Raw genomic sequence first — 24085 nt, 5'->3', positions numbered from 1 at the left:
GACCATCGGCTCCCAGAACACGATAGATCCTCACCTACTGATGATACGTAGGAAATGGCGAGAACGGAGAAAAAGCAGACTATGTTGGAATCTCATCAATAAACTCCAGGTAGTCATCGCTATTAAATGCATGCGCGACCATGTGAGGTGAAACCGTCTCAAGCGCAACAATGTCATCAACCTCCTCCCTTATTTTCATGTATGCATCTACAGTAATGACAGGCGTAGCGAGCGTCAGCAACTTCGGCTGATAACCCCTGATCAACCTGATGGCAGCAATTACAGATGCCGCGTTCTCTACAACGTCGTTCACAATTACCACCTGATTATTCAAAAGGACTTTGTTGAATACTGCGGACTGATCAACAAAATTGCTTTTAAGCTCTTGCTGCAACTGCTGCACCTGCCTGTAAACATAATTTCCGGGCAGCTCGTTACCTTCATCATTCGTGACAGCACAACCAAAATTGACCGCCCCAATAGTCTTCTTCGGATTCGCAGGATCGGGAATATATAATGTAGGAAGATATACAGTGACCGCATGCATAATGCCAGCGACACTGTCAGCCACTGGAAATCCGCCGGCCGAGACAGTAACTACAATAATTTCTCCTTTCAAGTTGGTTGCGAGGCGTTCACCCAGCAATCGACCCGCAGCAAGTCTGCTTCGAAAAATAGTGAATCCTTCGGGTGCCATGGTTATGTTGTTAAAGTAACCAAAGCTAACGCTCACCTGACATCCGGAAGCTGGCAATTGTCAGGTTCGAAAATGAGTTGCATCAGGAAATGAAATAGAAAGCCATTGGGGTCACCGCAACCTTCGTCGGGATACCGTTTCTTATTCCGGCCTCGTACGCGACGCCAATGGCGCCTTCATTTGAAATACAACTTAAATACCACAATAAAGTTTATTCATCCCGAAGGGCATCAACGGGGTTCGCAACGGCTGCCCTATATGACCTGAAGCCAACGGTGACTAATACAACAAAGCAAGTAAAAGCAACACCCATCAGGAAGGTCGGAGCATTGAGTGAGATCCTGTATTCAAAGTTGCTCAACCATTTGTTCATGAAGTAGTAGGTTATGGGCACTGATAAGACAAACGAGACGCCTACAAGAATCAAAAATTCTTTCGAGAACAGCATTACTACCTGGCCTACGGAAGCACCTAGTGACTTCCTGATCCCTACTTCCTTGGTCTTGCTGCGCGCCATAAATGAAATGAGCCCGAATAGCCCAATGCATCCAATAAAAATTGCTACGCCGGCAAACAAAGCAACCAATCTTGTCACGCGGCGCTCGGCGTCGTACAATCCTTTAATTGTATCGTCAAGGAACTTGTATTCATAAATGTGCGTATCAAAAATATCCTCCCAAACTGTCTGCACTTTTTTGAGTGTTTCAGTCATGTTCTCAGTCCTTAGACGTACAGCTCCTTTGTAATAGGCATTTGCATCACAAAAGACAATTGTCGAAGTGATTTTACCGTGCAATGAGTTAGCATTAAAATCCCTGAAAACTCCGGTCACCACGGCCTTGCGGTCCCACATGTTAATAGGCGTGCCAATAGCCTCCGGCGGATTGGAATATCCCAATGCCTTTGCCATAGTTTCATTGATGATGAACCTTGTGGCACTATCGGCAGGAACTAGATTTTCTCCATACAGCAATTGAATTCCGTAGGTCTCTACATAGTTCGCATCGGCAAGTTTGGCAACGGCATTATCTTTGATCAGCTTACCGTTCACTTTTGCTTCATAGTCTCCTGACCACTGACCATCAGCGATTGAACCCGTGTTACTGGCTGAAAAATTCTCCACTCCCTGAATAGCCAACATACGTTCCGAAAGCGTGCGCATTCTTTCCGGTCCACGTTCAGGGATCTGAAATTCTACAACGGCATGGCTATTCAAACCAAGCGGCTGCTTCATAAAATGGTTGATCTGTTCTATGGCGATAATAGTACAGACAATCAGCACCTGGGAGGTCAGCAGCTGAAACACGATAAGCGATCTCCTCAAAGTCATGCCGCGCTGAATATCTCCGCCGATCTTGTTCTTCAATGCCTTCACTGGTTGGAAACCCGCCAGTTTCATAGCGGGGTACAGCCCAGCTAAGACCGTTACGATTAAAACAACACCCGTCAGATAAATAAATGTACTGGCATCTGAAAATGGGCGGTACGCCAGACGATAACCGAGCAAAGGCGACAGCTGCATGAGCATAAGTTCAACCAGTCCCGAAGAGAGCAATAATGCGATAAATGTGATCATGATCGTTTCACCGAGGAACTGGCTAATCAGTTGCGACCTGCTGGAGCCCATCACTTTTCGTACTCCGGCTTCCTTTGACCGATCGATAATTAATACTGTATTGAGGTTGATGAAGTTTACACAGGCTGTGAGCAGTAATACGGCACCGATAAGTCCCATCGTAAGCAAAGACGACTTCGAGACGACGCGACCACCCGGATTCCAGAAGTGCTCATTAAAGTGCATTTCGGCCATTGGCTGAAGGAAGTATGTTCTGTTCTTGCCATCGTCTGCGTTGTCGCCGGTAAAGTACTTCATGTGCCAGCCTTTCATTTTTGTTTCCAGCTGTTGACGTGTTACTCCTTCATGAAGCTTAACAATGCAATTCACGTTGGAAGCAGTGGCTCCCCAATTGTCCCATCCGCGCTTTGTTGCACCGAGCTGATTGGTGATATAAATCGTAAAGTTAAAATCCGTGTTCATCGGTGGATCCTTAACCACACCTGTTACCGTAATATCGAATTCGTTATTGTAGTTGATGACCTTATTGATGGGATCTTCATCCCCAAAATATTTCTTAGCCACAGACGCGGCAAGCACAACAGTGTTTGGTCTTGTTAATGAACGACGATCACCTTCAATCCAGTCCTGCAGCATGATGTCGAAATAGGAAGAGTCTACAAAGACAATACCGCCCTCCTGAAATTTCTCGTATCGGCCGTCGCCCCGGGGTACACGTACAACTGCCTGCTGACCATCAACGAGAGATGCATATTCAACATCGGGAAAGTCATTGCGCATGGCGGGAACCAATGGATAGGTAGCCCCAGAGTTATAACCGGTTCTTTCTCCATAATCGAAAGAGGTAACGACGCGATAGATACGATCGCTGTCCGTACGATATGTATCAAAACTCCATTCGAACTTCAGAATTAGAAAAATTATGATGGCACTGGTGATGCCCAGCGAAAGCCCCAGGATGTTCACGGCCGCATGGGTACGGTTTCGCCAGAGAGCCCTCAGTCTGAGTAGGATGTTGCTTCGAAACATGTCGTCAGGGAATTTGAATTGCCATGCTAATCCAAAGGCCATACCACATTTATTTCACTGATAATCAATTCAATACATCATAGCATGGTATCAGTGTGTATCAAAAACGATACACGGCTTCGTACGGTAATGTTACAAGGCTGCAACCCTTGTTACGGTGAAGGCGCGTATCCATATCGCACAAATTAGAAGTCCGGCTGATGTTAACGGCGACGGTGTGGAAGGGGGTTGTCGGGCTGCTCGAGGTTGTCTGTCACTATATTCTCAGTGAATGGGACGTCGTGAAAGGCAGCATGCATCTTGTCACGATCAAATTCTTTTTCATTGTTTGCCAGCCATACGGTAGCGACTCCGTTGCCAATGAAATTTGTAATGGCGCGCGCTTCAGACATGAATCGGTCCACGCCCAGTAAGAGTGCCAGCCCTTCTATCGGGATAACCTTCACTGCTGTTAATGTTGAAGCCAGCACTATGAATCCACTGCCAGTAACACCAGCCGCTCCTTTCGACGTGACGAACAGGATGCCTATAATCGACAGTATTTGATTGATGCTGAGATCAACCCCAAAAGCCTGTGCCAGGAATATGGTAGCCATCGACAAATAGATGGTTGTGCCGTCGAGATTAAATGAATAACCTGCAGGAACAACGAGTCCGACCACAGGCTTCGAGCACCCCATTCGTTCCAGTTTCTCCATGAGGGATGGAAGCGCAGCTTCCGACGAGGACGTACCCAAAACGATGAGCAATTCCTCCCTTATGTATTTCAGAAACTTCCAAAGGCTTACGCGATACGAGCGGAGGACCAGGTACAAAACAACAAAGACGAATAGTCCCATCGTTGTGTAAACAGTTACCATAAGTTTCGCCAGCGGAAGCAACGTCCTTAACCCGTACTTTCCAATAGTGTATGCCATTCCCCCGAACGCCCCAACCGGCGCGAACAGCATTACGAAGTGCAGCCCTTTAAATACATACTTTGACAATTGGGTTAACACTTTCACTATGCGCTCCCGTACACGCAAATGGCTCAAAACGATTCCGGCGATGATACTGGCCAACACCACCTGGACGGTAACATTGTCCCTGAAAAAATGCCACCAGCTGAAGTCGCTTGCTTTTTGTGCATACGTTGCCACGTCCTTACTTTCGCTCTGATTCGTCACAATTCCCACACCTGGCTGTATGACGTGAGCGACGACGATGCCAATAATCAAGGCCAGTGTTGTGATGACTTCGAAATAAATGAGCGCCTTTCCCCCTACCCGTCCCACCTTCTTCAGGTCATTCATCCCACTGATGCCGAGCGATATAGTGAGGAAAATTATCGGGTTGATAAAAAGCTTGACGATGCTTATGAATCCTTTTCCCAGGAATTCCATCGCTACGCCCTTCTCCGGGTAAAAATGCCCAAGTAGTGCCCCTGCGGTAATCGCAGTCAACACCCAGAAAGTCAGATTTGTGAATATTTTTTTGAACATGCGCTGAGGCAAACCATAACGATATACCTAATGCCGGCGAGAATTGCAACCACGGGTGTTTTGTTATTGCATCATGGCAGTATCTTGCATGCAGGACCAGGAGCGCATGGAGCAGCAGCCCGAAAGTTTTCAGTTCACCTCAAGAATGAGTCAGGCGTTACGCCTGATCAACACAACCGGCCGGCATATTTACCTCACAGGTAAAGCCGGAACCGGAAAGACCACCTTTCTGCGCTCGCTTCCGGAGCACACGTATAAGCAGCACATTATTGTGGCTCCCACAGGGATAGCGGCTCTCAACGCAGGAGGTACAACGATCCATTCTCAATTCCTGTTGCCGTTTGGAATGTTTATCCCGGACAGGAACTATGCGGAACCACCGACGGAAAATGCCAACTGGTACACCGAGACTGTTCTGGCAAAACGCCATCCTATCAATAGTGTGCGAAAACAGGTGTTGCGAACAATAGACCTTCTGATAATAGATGAAGTCTCTATGCTCAGGGCGGATCTTCTCGATGCGATCGACTACAGACTGCGTTATGCAAGAAATAACTATGCCCAGCGTTTCGGAGGAGTTCAGTTGTTGTTGATTGGAGATCTGTATCAACTACCACCTGTAGTTAAGAAAGAAGAAGAGTACAAACTTCAGCAGTTCTATCGCACGAGCTGGTTCTTTGAATCCAAAGCATTACAGCAGGATGGATTTAGCTATGTCGAGTTGGATAAGATATTTCGTCAACGCGACAGGATCTTTATCGATCTGCTGAATAACCTGCGACACAATTGTCCAACGCATGAGGACATCAACACATTAAATGAATTTTATCATACTCCGGAGACAATACGTGAGCTAAAGGAAGTAATCACGCTAACGACGCACAATTACAAGGCTGATGAGATGAATCGTCGGGCGCTCGAGGCGCTTCCCTCCGTCTCCAGATTTTTTGATGCAGAGATCCAGGATGACTTTCCTGAGGGAATGTATCCAGTGTCGGCGCGGCTTGAGCTTAAGGTTGGAGCCCAAATCATGTTCATCAGAAACGATTCAGAAGCAGGTGTATACTTCAACGGGAAGCTTGCAACGGTGTCAGAGATAAACTGGGACTCAGTTGTCGTGATCATGGCGGGAACCAACGCCAGTTACACCCTGCAAAAAGTGATGTGGGAAAACAAGAAGTACACTATTTCCGAATCAACCAAGGAGCTGGTGGAAAACGTTACGGGAACGTTCTCACAATATCCGGTCAAACTTGCCTGGGCGATAACTGTTCACAAAAGCCAGGGTTTGACGTTTGAAAAGGCGATCATTGATGTAGGTTCCGCATTCGCAGACGGGCAGGTATATGTAGCGTTGTCAAGGCTTCGATCCATCGAAGGTCTCATTTTGCGCACGCGAATAGATCCATCAGTTGTCAGCACGGACCGGCTCATTGTATCCTTCGATGAGTATCATAACAAACCCGATGCACTGGACGCTGAAATATCCCTGCGTCAAAAAAGATACCTCATTGAGCTCACGGGTAAGACGTTCGACTTTGAGCCGCTTGCACGTGAACTGGCATATCTTATCAGAAGTTCATCAGCTGAAGCTACGCTCTCTGATAAAACAATGCACGATATTCCGCATCAGATCTCAGACGCCATTGCTTCAGAGGCGGGGAACACAAGGAAGTATCGGGATCAGTTGCGTGCGTTGGCAGAGGCTGACAAGTTCGATGACTTCCTCACGAGGGTGTCGAAGGGAATGGGGTACTATCAATCACTTCTCCTCGAACAACGCAAATCGCTTGTAAAACATATTCGCATAGCAACGCAAGCGAAGCGGGGGAAGAAATATATAAATGACCTGACGGATCTCGATCAATTGATGGGTCACTACTGGATGCAGGTGGCGAAGGTGTTTGCTCTGGCCGAAGCCATTGTAAATAGTAGTGACACCTTCGACTTTTCAGAAGCACAGCGGGCGAATGAACAGGCACAGGAGGCCATTGCTTCTGCTCTGGCCGAAGTTCCATTGAAGAAGTCCAAGAAGAGGAAAGGCAGGAAGAAGGCTTCATCAACCGGCTACCCTGACCTTGCTGATCTCGCTGTTCATATGGTCAAAGAGGGAAGTGACATCGGCGAAACTGCCACAAAGCTTAATGTCACTCACTCAATGATTGAAAATCAACTGGCCGAATCCGTAGAAGGCAGACGCGTTATGGTCACCGATTTGATCAACAGAGAGGCGATAGACGAAATTACAGCTGCTATCGCACAGATGAAAGATGGCTTTGTGATGGCAGACCTCGAAACCCACCTTCAGGGCAAGTACGCTGTATGGATGTTACGAGCGGTAATTTCTGATCTGGTTACTCGTGATAATTTACACTAACTTTCAGGGACAACCTGGTGAATTCCGGCAAATCAACAGTCATCGATCATCAATTCAATTGAAAGACAAAATGAAAACCATTACGGCAATACTTATTGCAGCATGCTGCGCATCAACCTCGTCACTACTGGCACAGTCTGATAACCCGGATATAGCGGTTACACTCAATCACGTGGGCGTTTATGTAACGGATCTGAAGAAGAGCACTTCTTTCTATGAAGAAATCCTGAGTCTGAAACAAATCCCTGAGCCCTTCCACGATGGAAAGCACACCTGGTTCACCATTGGGAAGGCCGGTCATTTACACCTGATCGAAGGAGGTAAAAAACAATATGAGCGCGACCGGAACGATCACCTTTGCTTCAGCGTGAAAGACATCGATGCTTTTATAACAAACCTCGACAAACATCACGTCGAGTATACTAACTGGCCCGGCACAGCAAAGGAACCGACTGTTCGTGTTGACGGTGTGAAGCAGATTTACTTCAAAGATCCTGACGGGCATTTGATTGAAATCAACAATGACACGTCGGTCAAATAACTGACCGATCCGGGCTCATCCGTGTCATTCTATGAATACGCGCGATGTATATGCCTGTGTGCCGATCTGAATGCGCAGCAGGTATATTCCCGCACTCACCGGCGGTTGTACCTGATAAGTTTGATTCAATACGTCGGACAATTGCACTGTCGTGAGTGATCTTCCTGTCATATCCAACAATGCGTAAGAAACATCCTGCCGCTCGCCGAGATGGAAGGTGATGTAGAAATCTCCAGGGATAGACGGGTCGGTGCCATAAACCGTAAAGGGTTGATCTATTGCCACGGGTGTCGAGTCAGCGGAGACGAAGAATTCAACATTGTTGAGGAAGACGGCGTTGCCCGGATGGTTGATCTGCAAAGCAACGCGTACGTTGGGTTGTCCTGCGAAACCGCTAAGGTTTACATATCGTTTACTTCATTGCATCGAGGCAACAGGAACTCCCGAATCATTAGCAACGGATAAAGGGATCTGTCGCTGTGCGACGTAAGATGCGCCACAATCGGTGGACACCATGATTTTTAGTGTGTCACTGGAATCAGCCCGGGATCCCGAACCAGTTGCAGCACGAAGGCTTGCATAGTCGAAAAACAGACTCGCTTCTGACGCACTGGAAAAGTCTAACACTGGGCTCGCGAGCCAGGCTGACCGTATATCCTCCACGTTACTCGCATTCAGAGAGACGGTAGCATCTGCATTGCCGGTGTTTAGTTGCCAGCCAGTGCCACCGTATGGACTGATACTCGTCCAGCTTTCCATCCCGTTGTCGAATGTTTGTCGAAGCGGAATGATGTCCTGATCACCATTTACAGCAGTTGTGATGGTGAATGAATCGTTGGATGCCTGAACATCGAACAACCCGTTAGGTCTTAACAACTGAAATTCAATTGTGTTCGTGGTTTCAGTAACTAAAATGTCATTGATTGAAACAACGGCCGCTGAACCGGCCGAAATCGCGAGGTTGTCGAATGTCTTTACGTCGGTCAGCACACCGTTAACTGAGTATCCTACCTGCAACTGATCGAGATTATGTGTGCCCTTATTTCGTATGGTAATGTTTACATTTCTTTCTGATGTGCAGGACACAGGACTGAAATCTGTTACATCTGCGAGCTGTACATCTTCGGCAACACCATCGGCCACATGCACGTTATCGATGTAGAGGTTGTTTCCCTGGGCCGTCGTCATTACAAAGGCGAATCGCACTGGTTGACCGACCGGCAAAGCCGATAGGTCAATTACCTCCTGACGCCAGGAAACGGTCGTTGGGGCAAAAACTGAGCTGCTGGCCGGGCTGGTGGCAAGATCACTTCCTGTCTTACTGAAGAGCAAGGTTCCAGTGCTGATATCGTCGCTGCATACACCCAGTGCGTAGACGGCCAATCGGGTGGCGTCAGAGGCAGACAACGACGCGTATGCTACATCGAAAATCAAAAAGGTTGATGAAGTACTAAGAGTAAATCTTGGTGTAATGGCAGTAGCCTCTCCGCTTATGGTGGCGTTAAATGCATCGACATATAATGTTGATCCCGTAGCCCCGGCGTTGGTTTCCCAAGCCAACGTTTCGTCCAGGAGTTTCCAGTCTTCAGGGTCCTGATCGAAAGTTTGCCTGTAAGGAATAGTTGCTGCAAAGTAAACGTAGGTACTTCCGGTAACTGAATTGTCCGATGGTTTGCTGTCATCTTCGCCATTGACTGTAACGACGGTGGCCAGCAGACTGTTGTTGCCAGAGGTAAAGTCAAAGTTATCCAGGGATACCGTTGCGCTGTCGCCCGAAGAAAGTAGATGGGGCAAAACCACATTCGAAACTACAGTGTCGCCGGACGCGGCAAATGCAATGGTAGCGCGCGCAACGACATTGCTGCCTTTGTTAACTATGCGAACTACGGGTGTGACGGACGTTTCACACAAATTAGCTGACGGCGATACGATTGAAACAACCGCGAGGTCGTTAGCTGCCGGGGCTGGATCATAAGCACCATTCGAAATCAATAAACTGGCCCTGCGCGGGCTGCTCTCGATTACCGTGGTCATTCGTGACACCTGACCAGCAGTGAACAGATTCATGCACGCGTCATTAGTGTAATCCATATAGTTTTGAAACATGGAATGAAGGCTGCATGTTGTTTGAGGGTGAGATGGGCATCCGTCTGTACTATTCGCCTGGTTTGGTGTGTCGCTCACGTAGTCGCCGTTTCCTGAGCACGAGCCATTATCATCACCCCATATATGACGCAGTCCAAAGAAGTGGCCAACTTCATGTGTGGCCGATCTGCCCTTATTGAAGTTAGACGACAAATTAAATGTGCCGTCCTCGTTGCTTCCAACTACGGAATAATCGAGCACCACACCATCGGTAAGTCTGTTATCTTCCGCGTCCTCAAGGCCAGCAAGATCCGATATCGGAAACTGCGCATAGCCCAGCAGTGTTGATGAAAGATCTGTTACCCAAATGTTGAGATAATCTTCTGCAGGCCAGTAACTGATGCTCTTTAAAGCCGACTCATCGTTTGTTGAATACTGACTTTTTGAGCCTTTAACCCGAACAATTCCTGACGTCGGATTGCCGTTAGGATCTTGTTTGGCCAGCACGAATACGATGTTCATGGATCCAGCAGTTGACGCAAACTCTGCCGGAGTGGAAGAAGCGTCTATGTTGGTTCTGTTGTAGTCGCGGTTAAGGACAGCGATCTGTGAAATAAGCTGTGCATCGGGAATGTTAACGCCACTTCCGACGGACTCACCTTTATGGATAACATGGAAGACTACGGGAATGATATACGCTGACGTCCTTCCGGAACGCTTCTTTCTCAATGCTGTGCGCTCATTCATCCATTGCTCAAATTGTTCGTCTGTTTCGCGAACGACGGATGCCCCTCTCTTCTTTACCAGCAAGTCCACCGTTCCACAACGGTCCTGAGCGAAAGTTGTCCGGTGCATCAGCGCTATGACGATCACCACGATGTATTTCAGATGTGAGGGCGATTTGGTGAATGTCATGCGTCGGCAGATTTATCACGGATCGCGATAGTTAAAAGTCAGGTCGCAAACGATCGCCCGCTGGTTTCAGACGCAGCAACTGACGTTAAGAATGTATCGCATCCTGTGATATAGACAGCAAAGGTAGCGGTATCCACTACGGACGACGGAAAAAGATGCAGGATGCCCCGGAACAGCGACGAACAGGCTACATGTGGAGGTGTTTCAAATGGCGGATTGTCGCGCTGGCTAATGCGGCATGTTGATGGCTGCTAACTTTACACGTAAAAAAAATAACCCGCCAAAAGGTTGGCGGGTTAACTTCATAATAATACTCCAAACAAAAATTAAATTCCAGTATATCCAGGGTTCTGTGGCGTAAGGCTTGGATTGTTAATCATCTCCTGCCTTGTGAGCGGGAATAACAAGTGTTTCTCCTGCAACGCCTGATTTGAATTCTTGTTTATGTGTCCGACAAAGTCATCAAACCCTTTAGTGTCGTGGTTATAAACTTTTCTGAGGCGAACCATGTCAAACCAGGTGATGCCTTCAAAGCACAACTCCAACCACCTTTCTCTCCAAACAGCTTGCTGAAAAGATGCTTTTGTGTAAGTACCAATGTCTGGTGTTGTTAGCTGGGCCCTGTCTCTGATCTTCTTGAATGCATCGTAGGCAGCTTGTGTAGGACCGCTTACTTCATTTTGCGCTTCAGCATATGTAAGAAGAACTTCCGCGTAACGAATCATAGGTACGTTGAGGTTATCTTTTGCAGTGCCTGCAGTACCAGATGTACCGTTGGCCGTCATGTTAAAGTGCTTAAAGATGTAAGGAGCGCCAAGTGAAAACGGTGCGCCATTTCCATTGGTATAGTAGGTCGTGTAGAAATAACCTTCCTGATCTTTAGTCCTACGGTCACCGGCATCATAAGATTTATAAAAATCCTGTGTTGGTATGGTGCTGCCTGTTCCAGAAGGGCCGCGATAACTCACTGGTTTAAAGTTCGGGAACATGTTCTGCATAGGATTTTCAGCTACATCAAAATTGTACTGAATCATGAAGATATGTTCTCCAACGTTCTTCAACGACTGATCGTGAACCTTGTAATAGTTATCAAAGAGAAGAATGGTTCCAGCGTTGTCAATGACCTCTTTCGACTTGTTAGCGGCCAGCGTGTAGTACTCTGCACCTTTGTTGAGTGGTTGACCTGCCATCGTCAGATAAACCTTGGCCAGAAGTGACTTTATCGCAGACTGCGAAACACGTCCTGACTTATCAGTCCAGGGTAATCCAGCAGCTTCAGCTTGCACGAGGTCGGCTACGATCTGAGCATAAACTTCAGCTTGTGGCGTACGGCCAGGGAAGAAGTCTTCAGATTTGGCTGACTGAGGAGAAAGTATTAGCGGAATATCACCCCAAAGTCTGACGGCATAGAAATAAGCCCAGGCACGGAGAAAAAGCGCTTCGCCAATTACTTTAGTCTTGGCCGCTTCATCCATGGTAATGCCTGGAACGTTCTCAATTACGAGGTTCGCATTCGCCACAACTATATAGAGACCTCTCCACCAGTTTTGGATGTGACCCGTATTAGGGTCCCAGGAAAGCGTATACAAGTTGTTCAGGTCAGAATTTTGCGCTGTTTCTGTAGTCGTCGTTCCAGTGGGCGCCTCCAGCAGCTGCCAGTTAGACGAGAAGATTCCCGCTCCGTCACCATAGAATCGAGTCGAGGCGTATGTGGCAAAGATTGCCGCATCTGCGTGCTTTGGCAGTGTATAAAAGCTTTCTGGCGTAAGGTTGGAAGGGTCACTTTCCTCGAGGAATTCTTTACACCCTGACACGCCGATCAACAACGCTGCGCACAGAAATACTTTGCCTATATATCCAATACGATTATTCATATCAATCATCTTTTAATTAATTAAAAGCCTATGTTCAAGCCGGCCATCCAAAGTGTTGACTTAGGATATTCGTGCCACATCATACCTTGTGAGAAGGCGCTGTTGGTTCCACCCTGGTTGGTTGGAGTGATCTCGGGATCTCCATACAGTTCATCATCAACAATCAGGAAGAAGTTCTGCACAGAGGCAAAAACTCTCAGCTTGCTCATTTTTATTCTGTCAAGGAACGCAGGCTCAAAATTATATCCGAGTACAAGGTTTCTTCCGCGGATAAATGAACCGTCTTTAATCCAGTGCGTGTCTACGTTGGTTACATAACCTGCACGGGTATCGCGTACCTGAGCGATCATCGTGTTTTGGTTTTCAGGAGTCCATGCATTCAGCACGCTTTTGTAGCTGTTTGCCAGTGCCTGACGATCCTCGCTTGGGTGGAGGTTCATATCCATGATGTCGTTGCCATACGAGTACTGGAGTTCGAGAGTAAGATCAAGTTGTTTAAACTTCACAGAGTTGGTAAACGCACCCCATGCTTTAGGGCTACCGTTACCGATGATCATTCTGTCTGCGTCGTTAATGATGTAGTCACCATTTACGTCTTCATACTTGATATCACCAGGCAGGATTGTAAGACCGTTCCTGTAGCTCACGAATTTCGCTGCCTCTTCACGTTCTGCTTCGCTCCATGTTCCCAATCTGTGCAAGCCCCAGAAAGAACCCACAGGTTCTCCAACACGAATAATGTTGGTAGGGTTGGTAAAGTTAGGGCCACCAACGTTAAAGATATCAGAAGGCGTAGCCAACGAAAGCACCTTGTTCGTGTTGAACGATATGTTGAAGGTGGTATTCCATGTAAAGTTGCTGTTTTGAACGTTAACTGACGTGAGGGTAAACTCGACACCTTTGTTTTCCATAGATCCTACGTTCTTGCGAATGATTGCGTATCCGCTTGATTGAGGTACGGGAGCATCCAACAGCATGTCAGTAGTCTTCCTGTAGTAGAGGTCAGTCTCGATGTTCACTCTGTTATTGAACAAACCTAACTCAAGACCTACGTCGAATTGAGCTGTTTTTTCCCATCTCAAATCGGGGTTAGCCAATCTGTTGATACCAGTTCCACCTACACCAACGTCGTTTATAACGGCGCGGTAATTCGAACTCAGCAGGGAAAGAGATGAATAAGGAGGTATTTCAGAGTTACCTGTCAGACCATAGCTTGTACGGAGCTTCAGGTTGGAGATGGTACGGTTGTCAGACAAGAATGATTCATCCGAAACACGCCATGCCAATGCTGCCGAAGGGAAGAAAGCGTACTTGTTACTTTCACCAAACTTTGTAGAACCGTCAGCACGACCTGTGAAAGTCACGAGATATTTACCCATTAAACTGTAGTCCAAACGTCCAAAGTATGAGTTCAATGCATGACTTGTCGCGTTAGAAAAAACAGTTCTGTTATCACTACCCGCTCCGATGTTGTTGTACAGGAAATAGTCGCTCGGGAAATTACGGGATCCCTGATCTATGATGAAGTAGTTCGTTTGCTGCCATGAAGCTCCGAGGAGGCCGGTGAAGGCATGGATATCGCTAAACGTCTTCTTATAAGTCAGATAATTTTCGAAAGACCAGAATGGTTCTCTTGAGTTACTGGTCGCAGCCGTAGCAATACCAGAAGGGCTTAAGTAACTGGTGCTCGATTCGTTATTTTCCTGTGTTACCACATTGGCTCCCAACACGCTTCTAAAGGTAAGATCCTTGGTTATGTTGATGTCCGCAAACACGCTTCCCATCAGCGTTTGAGTATTGAGAATATACTTGCGGCCATAAAGTCTGCTCATGGAGCTATAAGTACCTTCGGCATAAGGATAGTCACGGTTATTTGCAAACGTGCCATCAGGATAAGTTACTGGCATGAACGGGAAGTCTTCAACGATCTGACGCGCTACTGCGTCGTTGATGTCGACCAGGTTTTCAGTCTGATAGTTGTAGCTTAAAGTACCACCGATTTTCAACCATTTTTTGATCTGATCATCTATTGAAAATCTTCCAGAGTACCGGGTAAGGTAGGATGTCTTCACGTAGCCGACATCATTCCTGTAACCCAGTGAAAGGGAGTATGTAGTGCGCTCGTTTCCACCGCTAAAACCTAATTGGTGATTCTGCGAAAAGCGATGTTGAGTTGTTTCCTTCAACCAGTCTGTATCGTAAAGAGGCTTTTGGTTGGAGTCAAAAATACGAGGATCTGTTCTTCTCAGAGCAGGGTTCAGATAGGCCCATTTACCGGCATTCCAACCGACAGGGTCAAATTTCGCCATGTTCTGCCATGCGAGGTCTTCAGTATCCAGATACTCCTGTGCATTCAACACTTCGCGTGAATTAGGACCTTTTGTAGGAACGCTAAAGTCAACGTCGTATGTAACTTTTCCTTCACCAGATTTTCCACGACGGGTTGTAATCAGGATTACACCGTTAGCACCACGCGCACCATAGATAGCTGTGGATGAGGCATCTTTCAGAACTTCCATAGATACCACGTCGTTTGGATTGATGTAATCTATCGCCGAGCTGAATTGGTCTTTTGTACCTTGAGGCATTTGAACACCATCAATTACGTACAATGGGTTGTTCGAAGAGTTGATTGAACTGAAACCACGGATACGGACCGTTGACCGTCCACCTGGACGACCAGAGTTGTTATTCACCTGCACACCGGCCACTTTGCCGGCCAAGCCCTGGTTCAGGGATGAGGAAGGACGTTCCTTAAGCTGATCTTCATCTACAGAGCCTACAGCACCGGTTAAGTCAGACTTTTTTGCAGTACCATAACCGATTACCACAATTTCATCCAATGCAGTAAGATCCGCCGTAAGCATAACATCGAGCTTAGTTTGCTCGCCTACTGGCTTTTCTTCTGTAATATAACCGACGAATGAAAACACCAGCGTAGCGTTAGATGGGGCGTTGATCGAAAAGCCACCTTTGGCATCCGTCACGGTACCTGTTGGTGTTCCTTTCACAAGAACGTTGACGCCAGGCATGGTTGTTCCTTCATTGTCGGTGACTGTACCCGACACAAGTCGTTCTTGCGCCAGGCCCACCGATACTATCATCAGCAGCAGGGCCAATGACAAACTCAATCTTTCATAGAGTCTACTCATAGTAATAGGGTTAAGGGTTGATTTAGATCATGAGCTCCCAATACGCTGCGTATAGGGCACACGTATTATAGTCGTACTCATAGGAAAATAGCAGGTTGGAAATCGATTTAACAAGCTGGCAATCGAAAACTTCACAGTGCGAAAAGCGCCAAAAAATGCCTAAGTCCTATTTTCGTAGGGGAAAGGACAATTTTACATCTGGCTAATAATCAAAGCTTTACAAAAATACCCTTACATGACCATCGCCACTCATATCAATTATCTACCGTTAATATTAAAGTGCAGACATGCCCCAAGTTTGTGCGGGAATAGTTTAAACGCTAACGAATGCTGTCGCATGTTAGAACACGTTTGCATCCAAACTCACTCTGATCGGGGGAGAACAGCCTTCTACGGGACAATTGGAATTGCAGCGAACCGACCCTGCGTCTACACGACGGCTTTTGTAGTTGTTGCTTCAACAGGCGTGTTTTCTTTCCGGCGTCCAATGATCAAACGGATTCCAGTATCATACGTGAAGTAGCTCCACATCCAGTTGATTACAACGATTAGTTTGTTGCGAAATCCGATCAGCGAGATCAGGTGAACGAACATCCAGATAAACCAGGCTTTGAAGCCCTGCGTCTTGTATGTGTTTCCAAATATGACGAGGTCGGCGACAGCTTTATTTCTGCCAATCGTTGCCATTGAGCCATGGTCGTGATATTTGAAGGGCACGAGCTGCTCGTTATTAAGTAGTCGGGCCAGGTTCTTTCCCAGCCATCCTCCCTGTTGAATTGCAGGCTGCGCCATCATGGCGAAGCCTTCCGGATTTTCAGTGGTAGACATCAGGGCAATGTCGCCGATGGCAAATACATTATCGTAACCTTCCACTCTATTGAAAGCATCTACCTTTAAGCGATTCTGCTTTACTGCCTCAGGGCGAAATCCATCGATCAAAGTTCCCGCAACACCCGCGGCCCAGATCAAGGTTCGCGTACATAGTGTCTCGCCTGTGTCCAGTGTTACCGTAAATCCATCGTAAGATTTCACGCGACAATTCAGCCACAACTTCACGCCTGCACGCTCAAGGATCTCCTTTGATCGCCTGGCGGCTTCCAGTGACATGCCCTTTAGCAAATGGTCTCCGCTCTGTACCAGGTGTATGTCCATCTTTACAAAATTCAATTCGGGATAGTCTTTTGGAAAGACATGTGAACGCAACTCACTGAGCGCACCGGCAATCTCGACACCGGTTGGTCCACCTCCTACTATAACAAAATCCATCAGGCTGTTCAATTGTGCATCATCCTTAATCTGGAGCGCCTTTTCGAAATTCGAGAGGATAGTATTGCGGAGTGACAACGCATCGTCTATGTTTTTTAAGGCAATTGCTTTCTGCTGTATTTCTGCGTTGCCGTAAAAGTTTGTTGACGCACCAGTCGCTACGACCAGGAAGTCATAATTAACATATCCAATAGACGTTTCAACGATCTGTCGGGTCGTATCAACTGACAACGCCTCCGCCATACGAAAGTAAAAGTTTGGATGGTCGTCGAAAATCTTTCGGAAGGGATAAACAATGGACTGCGGTTCGACTCCTGCCGTTGCCACCTGATATAGCAAGGGCTGAAAAGTGTGGAAATTCTGACGGTCGATGAGGACCACCTGCACATCGCTGTGATGCAGTGCCTTTGCCAATTCCACTCCGCCGAAGCCGCCCCCCAGAATAACGACACGGCGTTTGTCACTTTTATCTATCAAAGGCGTTTTCACCATAGCGTACAGTCATTGAATAAGACAATGTATGCAAAAAAAAAGCCTGTTCCCCACTGGAACAGGCTCTGAAGGCAATGAGGTAAGGTCGTACGCCCAGCCCTACCATCCCGGGTTGTTGGGCTGCAGGTTTGGATTATTTCTGAAATCTGCAGCCGGCAATGGAAGCAGGTAATGCTTCGTTGCTAAAGGAGCTCCGTTGATGACGGCACCGGCGAAGTCGACGAATTTCTTTGAATCAACATCATATACTTTGCGTAAGCGAAGCATATCGAACCAGGTGATACCCTCGTAGCTCAGCTCATGCCAACGCTCGGTCCATACGGCCTCTCTGAAAGTTGCCTGATTATATGTTCCCTGATCAGGTGTTACCAGGCCAGCCCGATCCCTGATCGACTTCAATGCGTTATACGCTTCAGTGTTCAAACCTGATTCATTCTGAGCTTCAGCATAGATAAGCAACACGTCCGCATAACGAATCAAAGGATAATTCAGGCCTGAATTACCCGATCCGACAATCGGTGGCTGATCGCCTATCGCCGCCTTTCCATTGGCTACTACATCAAAGTGCTTATAAATGTAATGACGATTAAGTGTAATGGGGGCGCCTGTTCCGCCGCCGAGGTAGTATTCCTTAAAGTAGAATCCTTTTTCCATAATCCGGCGGTCGTTCTCTTCGTATGTAGCGAGGAATTTTGCCGTGGGAACTGTGGTTCCTACTTCACCAGAGGCAGTGATGTTGGTATTATTTGGCAGAAAGAAAGTCTGATAGTTTGCATTCGCGATACCTGCAGCATACTGAATCTGAAAAATATGCTCCAACAGATTGTTGTTGCCCGGATTGTGAAGACCATCGTAGTTCGGAAACAATCCAATCTTGGCTGGATTGGCAACTGCAAAATCAATTACTTCTTTAGCCTTGGCCGCTGCCAGCTGGTAATACGAAGCGCCTTTATTAAGTGGGAAACCTGCCATTGCCAGGTAAACTCTTGCGAGCAAAGACTTCACTGCACATTTTGAGGCATATCCGGAGACGTCTGTGTCAGCAAAACCAGCCGCTTCTGCATCTTTCAAATCCTGTATGATCAAATCATAAACGGCCTGTGTAGCGGCACGAGGTGCATTTACTTCAGGATCGTTCCATGAAGAGATAGGACGTGTGATCAACGGAGCATCACCCCATAGTTGTACGATCCAGAAATGATAGAATGCACGCAGGAATTTCGCCTGCCCCACCCACTTCGTGGCATCTGCTTCTGGTATCGCTGGAATGGTGGGAATTTTCTGAATGGATAAGTTAGCATTCGCGATACCTTCATAGCATTGTTGCCACCATTGTTGAAGATGGAGATTATCCCCCGTGTACTGATAACTATACAGATTATTCAAGTCTGAATTTTGACCTGTCTCCGTTTCCGCCGTTCCGCTTAGTGCATCCAGCATTTGAAAGTTTGCGCTGAAAATGCCTGCACCATCTCCATGAAATCTGAAATTTTCATAGATGCCTCTAACGGCTGATTCCGCATCTTCTGGCGTCGTGAAGAACGTTTCCGGAGCGATGTCGGAAGCATCCTGCTCCTCAAGGAAGGATGATGAACAACCTGTCGCTACATACAAGGCGATGCAAAGCAATGTGATATGTCTTTTCATTTGTCCTTGTTAACCATTAGCACTATTCATTTCAATTACAGTCCTATGCTCAAACCAAGCATGTAGGTAGTTGGTTTTGGATAATCAAAGAAGGTCTGCCCCTGAGCAAAGGGATTAGTGTAGGTCGACACTTCCGGATCGTTTCCGCTGAACTTCGTTTCGAGGAAGAAATTCTGTAATGACACATACACCTGAGCACGATTCAGATGTATTCGTTCGATTAACTGTGTGGGCAGCGTATAGCCTACGAGGAGATTTCTGCCGCGTATGAATGACCCGTCTTCGATCCAATGAGTATCGACGTTAGAAACATAACCCGCTTTTGAGTCACGGATTGCTGCAATGTCAGTATCCTCGTTAGCCTCTGTCCACGCATTCAATACACTCGCATAGCTGTTGGCAAGGCCTGTACGGTCTTCCGCGGAGTGCATTGTCATATTCAGCACATCATTTCCATAAGAGTAACTGATATCCAGTACAATGTTGAAAGCTTTGTACTGCCAGTTGTTGATGAATGAACCATACGATTTCGGATTACCATTACCTATGATCATGCGATCGTTATCATTGATAGCATAGTTGCCATCGACATCCAGGTATTTAACATCACCTGGGAGCAAAGGCTTACCAGTGCCCCGATAAGTGTTAGTTCCAAACTTTGCAGCTTCGGCGGCTTCGTCTGAACCCCAGGTTCCTTGTCGCACCAATCCCCAGAAAGCGCCAACGGGCTGACCTTCCATGATCACACCTGTCTGGTTGGTGAAGTTCGGGTTACCCACACCAAAAATCGGCGCGGGATTGGCGAGCTTCAACACCTTGTTACGGTTCATTGCCATGTTGAACGTGGTGCGCCAGCTGAAGTCAACGGTTTCGACATTTTGCGTCGTTATCGCTAATTCGATGCCCTTGTTTTCCATAGACCCTACGTTGCGCGTAATGGTACCGTAACCCGAAGTGACAGGCAGTGGAGCCGCCAGTAGCATATCCGTGGTCTTTCTATAATAGACGTCAGCCTCTATAGCGATTTGGTTGTCAAACAATCCTACTTCAAGGCCTATATCAGACTGAGCTGTTCGTTCCCATTTCAGGTCAGGGTTACCCAGGCGATTTGTGGCCACACCAGTTTGCCTGGTGTTGCCGAATACCGCAGTGACTATACGCAACGTGGGAAGGGCGGAATATGCAGCGATTTCCGAGTTGCCCGTGAGGCCGTAGCTGGTACGAAGTTTCAGGTTGGAGATTAGCCGATTGCCTTTTAGGAATGGTTCCTCCGAAATCCTCCAGGCAACGGCCGCAGAAGGGAAGAATGCATATTTATTCGCGTCGCCGAATTTCGATGATCCATCAAAACGACCAGTTACCGTCAGCAAATATTTATCCATCAACCCGTAGTTCACGCGACTGAAGTATGAACTGAAAGCATACCTTACCCTTCCTGAACCTATTGGAGGAGAGTCCACAGCAAAATCCTGTGCAGCCCCCATATTGTTGACCTCAAAGAAATCGGAAATAAAATTTCTGGACGACTGTTGAAACCAGAAGATGTTAGTCTCCTGGGCCGATTGACCAAGCATTGCAGTCAAAGAGTGCAGGCTGCCAAATCGCTTGTTGTACGTCAGATAGTTTTCAAACGACCAGAAAGTTTCTCTCTCGCTGCGCAAGCGGGCTGTACCTCTTTCATTTGGGGAGGTTACGTAAGTTGGTGTTTGAGGAGCAGGCCGGCTGTCATAACGCTGACGCTCCCGCTCAAGGATATTCAGGCCAACCGTTGAACGTAATTCGAGCCCCTCTGCCAGCCTGATGTTGGCATACATATTACCCAGCGTTGTGCGGCTAATTAGAACGTAACTGTTGTTCAGCATCTGATCGACAGGATTCCGGCCACCTTCTATTGAAGCGGAATAATTCTTATTGTGTGAGAATACTCCGTTGGGATAGCGCACGGGCAGAATGGGCAGAGCTTCAGTGATCATGCGAACTGAATTAAGTCCACCTGTACCATAGTCGACAATGTTCTCCTCCTGATAATTGTATGCAAGTGAGCCACCCATCTTAAGCCATGACTTGACTTGTGAGTCCATTACAAAGCGACCGGAATAACGCTTGAGGTAAGAATTCAGCAAGAGACCATTGTCACCGCGAAAGCCAAGAAAAACGCCATAACTGTTGTCGGCGTTACCGCCGGTTAATGCAAGCTGGTGATTCTGAGATAATTTATTTTGTGTTGATTCTTTTAACCAATCTGTATCGTACAATGGCTTGCCGTCCGCATCGAACAACGAATAGACACCAATATTCGTGAGCGCTTTGCGGGCATCTTGCGGGTCCTGGCGTCCAGAAGAGTGAGAGCCAGTTCCGTTCGGCCCACCGGTTGGATTCCAGCCTGCGGCGTCATAATATTTAATGTTATCCCAACCCAATTGTTCGGTGTCCAGGAATTGCTGGGAGTTCAGCATCTCAACCCGGTTCGGTCCGATGGTTGGAACGCTGAACTGCATATCGTAAGATACTTTAGTGCCCGTAGTGCTACCGCGCTTGGTGGTAATCAGTATTACTCCGTTCGCACCACGGGCTCCATAAATTGCGGCAGCTGACGCGTCCTTCAAAATTTCAATTGAAGCAATGTCAGCCGGGTTAATGTTGTCGATAGCGTTGTTAAGCAAATAGGATCCATCTGTCTGTGACCCTACGGGCATGATTACACCGTCTACCACATACAATGGATTATTGGAGGTACTAATGGAGCTGAAGCCTCTGATACGGACGTTCGATTGCCCTCCAGGCCGTCCTGAATTAATACTAACGTTCACGCCTGGTACCCTTCCGGCCAGTGCCTGAGAAACGGTGGGCAGTTGACGCTCACGAATATCTTCAGACTTTACAGTTCCGACGGAACCAGTAAGATCATTCTTCTTTTGCGTTCCATAGCCGACAACGATGATCTCCTGGAGCGAGGTAACATCCGGCTTCAGGGCTACGTCGATTACGGTTTGGGTGCCTACAGTAATATCACGACTTTGATAACCTATAAATGAAAACGTCAGAATTGAATTCTGATCCGGTACTTCAATCGTATAGTTACCGTACCCATCGCAGGAGGTTCCGTAAGATGAACCTTTTACCAGGATGCTTACCCCAGGAAGTTTAGCATTGTCGATGCCATCAGTTATGGTACCTGACACCGTAATGGTTGCCCTAACTTCCTTCGTAGGAGATTGCGCCGCCACAGCAAGCGAGGCGTCGGGTGCAGCGGTAATGGTATAGTCAATAACCTGGAATTTGAGATGCGCGGCCTGACGCAGCCGACGCAGAACATTTTCCATATTCTCGTCGGCGAAATTGAAGGAATAGGTATCGTCTTCGTCTTTTACTTCCGATGGGAACACGAATACGAAGTCTGTTTTGTCCTCAATTATCTTGAAGATCTCTTCAATTCTTTTCTCTTTAATTTTGGCAGAGACTTTCGTCGACATGAGGCTCTGCCCAACTACTTTTTCGGTTATCAACAACTGCATTGACATCACTTGCAGGAGGATGATGATCAAACGTTGCCGCGACATAAACTTTAGCAGTCTAGTGGTATAATTTCCATAGTTTATTAATGGTTGAAATCAGACAATATCTCAAACTATCTTCAAAGGAATTCCCCGGCAGCGTGTCATAAGAGACACGACAATGAGGCTATTCAATTCTTACATCCTTTTCCGAAGAGTTTAACTTTGTTTGGAGTGGTTATCTCGTATTCAATGTTGTACATGTAACGAATGCTTCGCAACACTTCTTCCAACTGCTGGCCCTTGAACTGACCATTTATCCGGCAGTTGACGATATCGGCATTATCGAATGCAATAGTAACACCGTACCAACGTGATAATACTACGCCTACAGATGACAAAGGAGTTTCGTCAAATTGGAGCGTGTTGCTTTTCCAGGCCATTGCTTTTTCGATGTCGACATAACTTAAGGTGAAGTGATGATTTTGATAGGTTACCTGCTGTGAGGGATCCAGAAAAACAGTTTGAGACGAACCCTCCGGCGAGTCTTTGCCGCCCTGACTAACCTGTACCCTTCCCGTTGCGACACTCACTTTGATGTCGTTATGACTGAAGGCCTCGATGTTAAAAGAAGTACCTAAAACGCGGGTAACAATATCGCCTGTAGTTACAATAAATGGCTGCTTTGGATTTCGCACAACTTCAAAAAAAGCCTCGCCTTCAAGGGTGATCTCCCGTGTCGATTGATCAAAGACCCTGGGAAAAGAAATAGAACTTCCTGAATTCAAATATACCTTCGAACCGTCGGCCAGGGTGACAATCGACTTTTCTCCCGGCAAAGCTGTCTTTGTGATCAATTCCCTTGATTCCGTCGTATACCGCTGATAGCCGAAATAGCCCAATATGGCTACAACGAGAAGGCAACACGCGATTGCCATTAAACTGCGCCGGGAATTCGACCTCGCGCGCGGCATCGGCTCACTCTCAACAGCTGCAGCGATATGTTGCCACATTGCCTCAGTTACCACTGCCTCAGGCTCTGGTTGTTTCCTTTCGTTGCCTTCGAAGAATGCGTCCACCAATCGCTTTTCTCCTTCCGTTGCCTGTCCGGATGTATACCGCTCAATAAGTTGGACAAATTCTTCGTCAGTCATTTATATCTTTCCTTTTGTAGTCTGCCGTACCCGGGTCTAAACCTGGCCGCAGCCCTGACTATTTAAATAATTAACCTGATTAAACAAGCTGCAAAGCCATTTTAATTAGCGAGAATCCCCAACGCGAGGGAATTATGAATAGCATTGCAAAATCGCACCTTTCAAACCTTCATCCAACGGACGTTAACAATCCGCGGAAGGGTTTTTCAGGGCCAGCAAGACATGCCAAAAACGTGCTACAAACAGAGGATCCCCTCCGGGGATCTAATGCAATTCGTGCAACAGACAACAAATTCCCTCCGGGG

Annotated in this window: 13 protein-coding genes; 2 read left to right on the top strand and 11 right to left on the bottom strand. The window is 47.1% G+C overall.

What is annotated here, in order from left to right; genetic code table 11:
• Window positions 1-79: 79 nt before the first annotated feature.
• The 3 genes from WBG78_RS28090 to dctA all read right to left on the bottom strand — a co-directional run bounded on the left by WBG78_RS28090 (window position 80) and on the right by dctA (window position 4783).
• On the bottom strand, window positions 80-697 hold the full coding sequence (locus WBG78_RS28090; RefSeq protein WP_337329857.1) for a hypothetical protein: 618 nt from the start codon (window positions 695-697) through the stop codon (window positions 80-82).
• Window positions 698-908: 211 nt separating this feature from the next.
• On the bottom strand, window positions 909-3344 hold the full coding sequence (locus tag WBG78_RS28085; RefSeq protein WP_337329856.1) for an ABC transporter permease: 2436 nt from the start codon (window positions 3342-3344) through the stop codon (window positions 909-911).
• A gap of 161 nt (window positions 3345-3505) precedes the next feature.
• Window positions 3506-4783 (bottom strand): C4-dicarboxylate transporter DctA, encoded by a 1278-nt coding sequence (gene dctA / locus WBG78_RS28080; protein ID WP_337329855.1) that lies wholly within the window; start codon window positions 4781-4783, stop codon window positions 3506-3508.
• A 73-nt stretch (window positions 4784-4856) separates the two neighbouring features.
• On the opposite strand from dctA, the gene WBG78_RS28075 reads away from it, so the two are divergent.
• Window positions 4857-7160 (top strand): AAA family ATPase, encoded by a 2304-nt coding sequence (locus tag WBG78_RS28075; protein WP_337329854.1) that lies wholly within the window; start codon window positions 4857-4859, stop codon window positions 7158-7160.
• 70 nt (window positions 7161-7230) lie between these two features.
• Window positions 7231-7701: a VOC family protein gene (locus tag WBG78_RS28070; RefSeq protein WP_337329853.1), complete on the top strand. Its 471-nt coding sequence runs from the start codon at window positions 7231-7233 to the stop codon at window positions 7699-7701.
• A gap of 24 nt (window positions 7702-7725) precedes the next feature.
• Here WBG78_RS28070 and WBG78_RS28065 read toward each other — a convergent pair whose 3' ends face one another.
• The 8 genes from WBG78_RS28065 to WBG78_RS28030 all read right to left on the bottom strand — a co-directional run bounded on the left by WBG78_RS28065 (window position 7726) and on the right by WBG78_RS28030 (window position 23780).
• Window positions 7726-8061 (bottom strand): T9SS type A sorting domain-containing protein, encoded by a 336-nt coding sequence (locus tag WBG78_RS28065; protein ID WP_337329852.1) that lies wholly within the window; start codon window positions 8059-8061, stop codon window positions 7726-7728.
• 57 nt (window positions 8062-8118) lie between these two features.
• Window positions 8119-10701 carry a M43 family zinc metalloprotease gene (locus WBG78_RS28060; protein WP_337329851.1) on the bottom strand — a complete coding sequence of 861 codons (2583 nt, stop codon included), beginning with the start codon at window positions 10699-10701 and terminating at the stop codon, window positions 8119-8121.
• Between the two features lie 326 nt (window positions 10702-11027).
• A complete protein-coding gene (locus tag WBG78_RS28055) occupies window positions 11028-12575 on the bottom strand; it encodes a RagB/SusD family nutrient uptake outer membrane protein (protein ID WP_443092807.1) in 1548 nt (515 codons plus the stop codon).
• A 20-nt stretch (window positions 12576-12595) separates the two neighbouring features.
• Window positions 12596-15679 (bottom strand): SusC/RagA family TonB-linked outer membrane protein, encoded by a 3084-nt coding sequence (locus tag WBG78_RS28050; RefSeq protein ID WP_443092812.1) that lies wholly within the window; start codon window positions 15677-15679, stop codon window positions 12596-12598.
• A 477-nt stretch (window positions 15680-16156) separates the two neighbouring features.
• Window positions 16157-17485 carry an NAD(P)/FAD-dependent oxidoreductase gene (locus WBG78_RS28045; RefSeq protein WP_337329848.1) on the bottom strand — a complete coding sequence of 443 codons (1329 nt, stop codon included), beginning with the start codon at window positions 17483-17485 and terminating at the stop codon, window positions 16157-16159.
• Between the two features lie 99 nt (window positions 17486-17584).
• Complete coding sequence (locus tag WBG78_RS28040) at window positions 17585-19132, bottom strand: RagB/SusD family nutrient uptake outer membrane protein (protein WP_337329847.1); 1548 nt, start codon at window positions 19130-19132, stop codon at window positions 17585-17587.
• Window positions 19133-19167: 35 nt separating this feature from the next.
• Window positions 19168-22692 (bottom strand): SusC/RagA family TonB-linked outer membrane protein, encoded by a 3525-nt coding sequence (locus tag WBG78_RS28035; RefSeq protein WP_337329846.1) that lies wholly within the window; start codon window positions 22690-22692, stop codon window positions 19168-19170.
• Between the two features lie 125 nt (window positions 22693-22817).
• Window positions 22818-23780, bottom strand: coding sequence for a FecR family protein (locus WBG78_RS28030; protein ID WP_337329845.1), 963 nt, complete (start codon window positions 23778-23780; stop codon window positions 22818-22820).
• Window positions 23781-24085: the final 305 nt, after the last annotated feature.

The organism is Chryseolinea sp. T2, assembly GCF_037203685.1.
In the GTDB taxonomy this organism is placed as follows: Bacteria; Bacteroidota; Bacteroidia; order Cytophagales; family Cyclobacteriaceae; genus Chryseolinea.
This window is presented reverse-complemented; position numbering and strand designations above follow the sequence as displayed.

Coding starts and splice junctions, on each gene's coding strand:
- WBG78_RS28090 (WP_337329857.1), bottom strand. CDS start 697: ATGGCACCCGAAGGATTCACTATTTTTCGAAGCAGACTTGCTGCGGGT.
- WBG78_RS28085 (WP_337329856.1), bottom strand. CDS start 3,344: ATGGCCTTTGGATTAGCATGGCAATTCAAATTCCCTGACGACATGTTT.
- dctA (WP_337329855.1), bottom strand. CDS start 4,783: ATGTTCAAAAAAATATTCACAAATCTGACTTTCTGGGTGTTGACTGCG.
- WBG78_RS28075 (WP_337329854.1), top strand. CDS start 4,857: ATGGCAGTATCTTGCATGCAGGACCAGGAGCGCATGGAGCAGCAGCCC.
- WBG78_RS28070 (WP_337329853.1), top strand. CDS start 7,231: ATGAAAACCATTACGGCAATACTTATTGCAGCATGCTGCGCATCAACC.
- WBG78_RS28060 (WP_337329851.1), bottom strand. CDS start 10,701: ATGACATTCACCAAATCGCCCTCACATCTGAAATACATCGTGGTGATC.
- WBG78_RS28055 (WP_443092807.1), bottom strand. CDS start 12,575: ATGAATAATCGTATTGGATATATAGGCAAAGTATTTCTGTGCGCAGCG.
- WBG78_RS28050 (WP_443092812.1), bottom strand. CDS start 15,679: ATGATAGTATCGGTGGGCCTGGCGCAAGAACGACTTGTGTCGGGTACA.
- WBG78_RS28045 (WP_337329848.1), bottom strand. CDS start 17,485: ATGGTGAAAACGCCTTTGATAGATAAAAGTGACAAACGCCGTGTCGTT.
- WBG78_RS28040 (WP_337329847.1), bottom strand. CDS start 19,132: ATGAAAAGACATATCACATTGCTTTGCATCGCCTTGTATGTAGCGACA.
- WBG78_RS28035 (WP_337329846.1), bottom strand. CDS start 22,692: ATGTCGCGGCAACGTTTGATCATCATCCTCCTGCAAGTGATGTCAATG.
- WBG78_RS28030 (WP_337329845.1), bottom strand. CDS start 23,780: ATGACTGACGAAGAATTTGTCCAACTTATTGAGCGGTATACATCCGGA.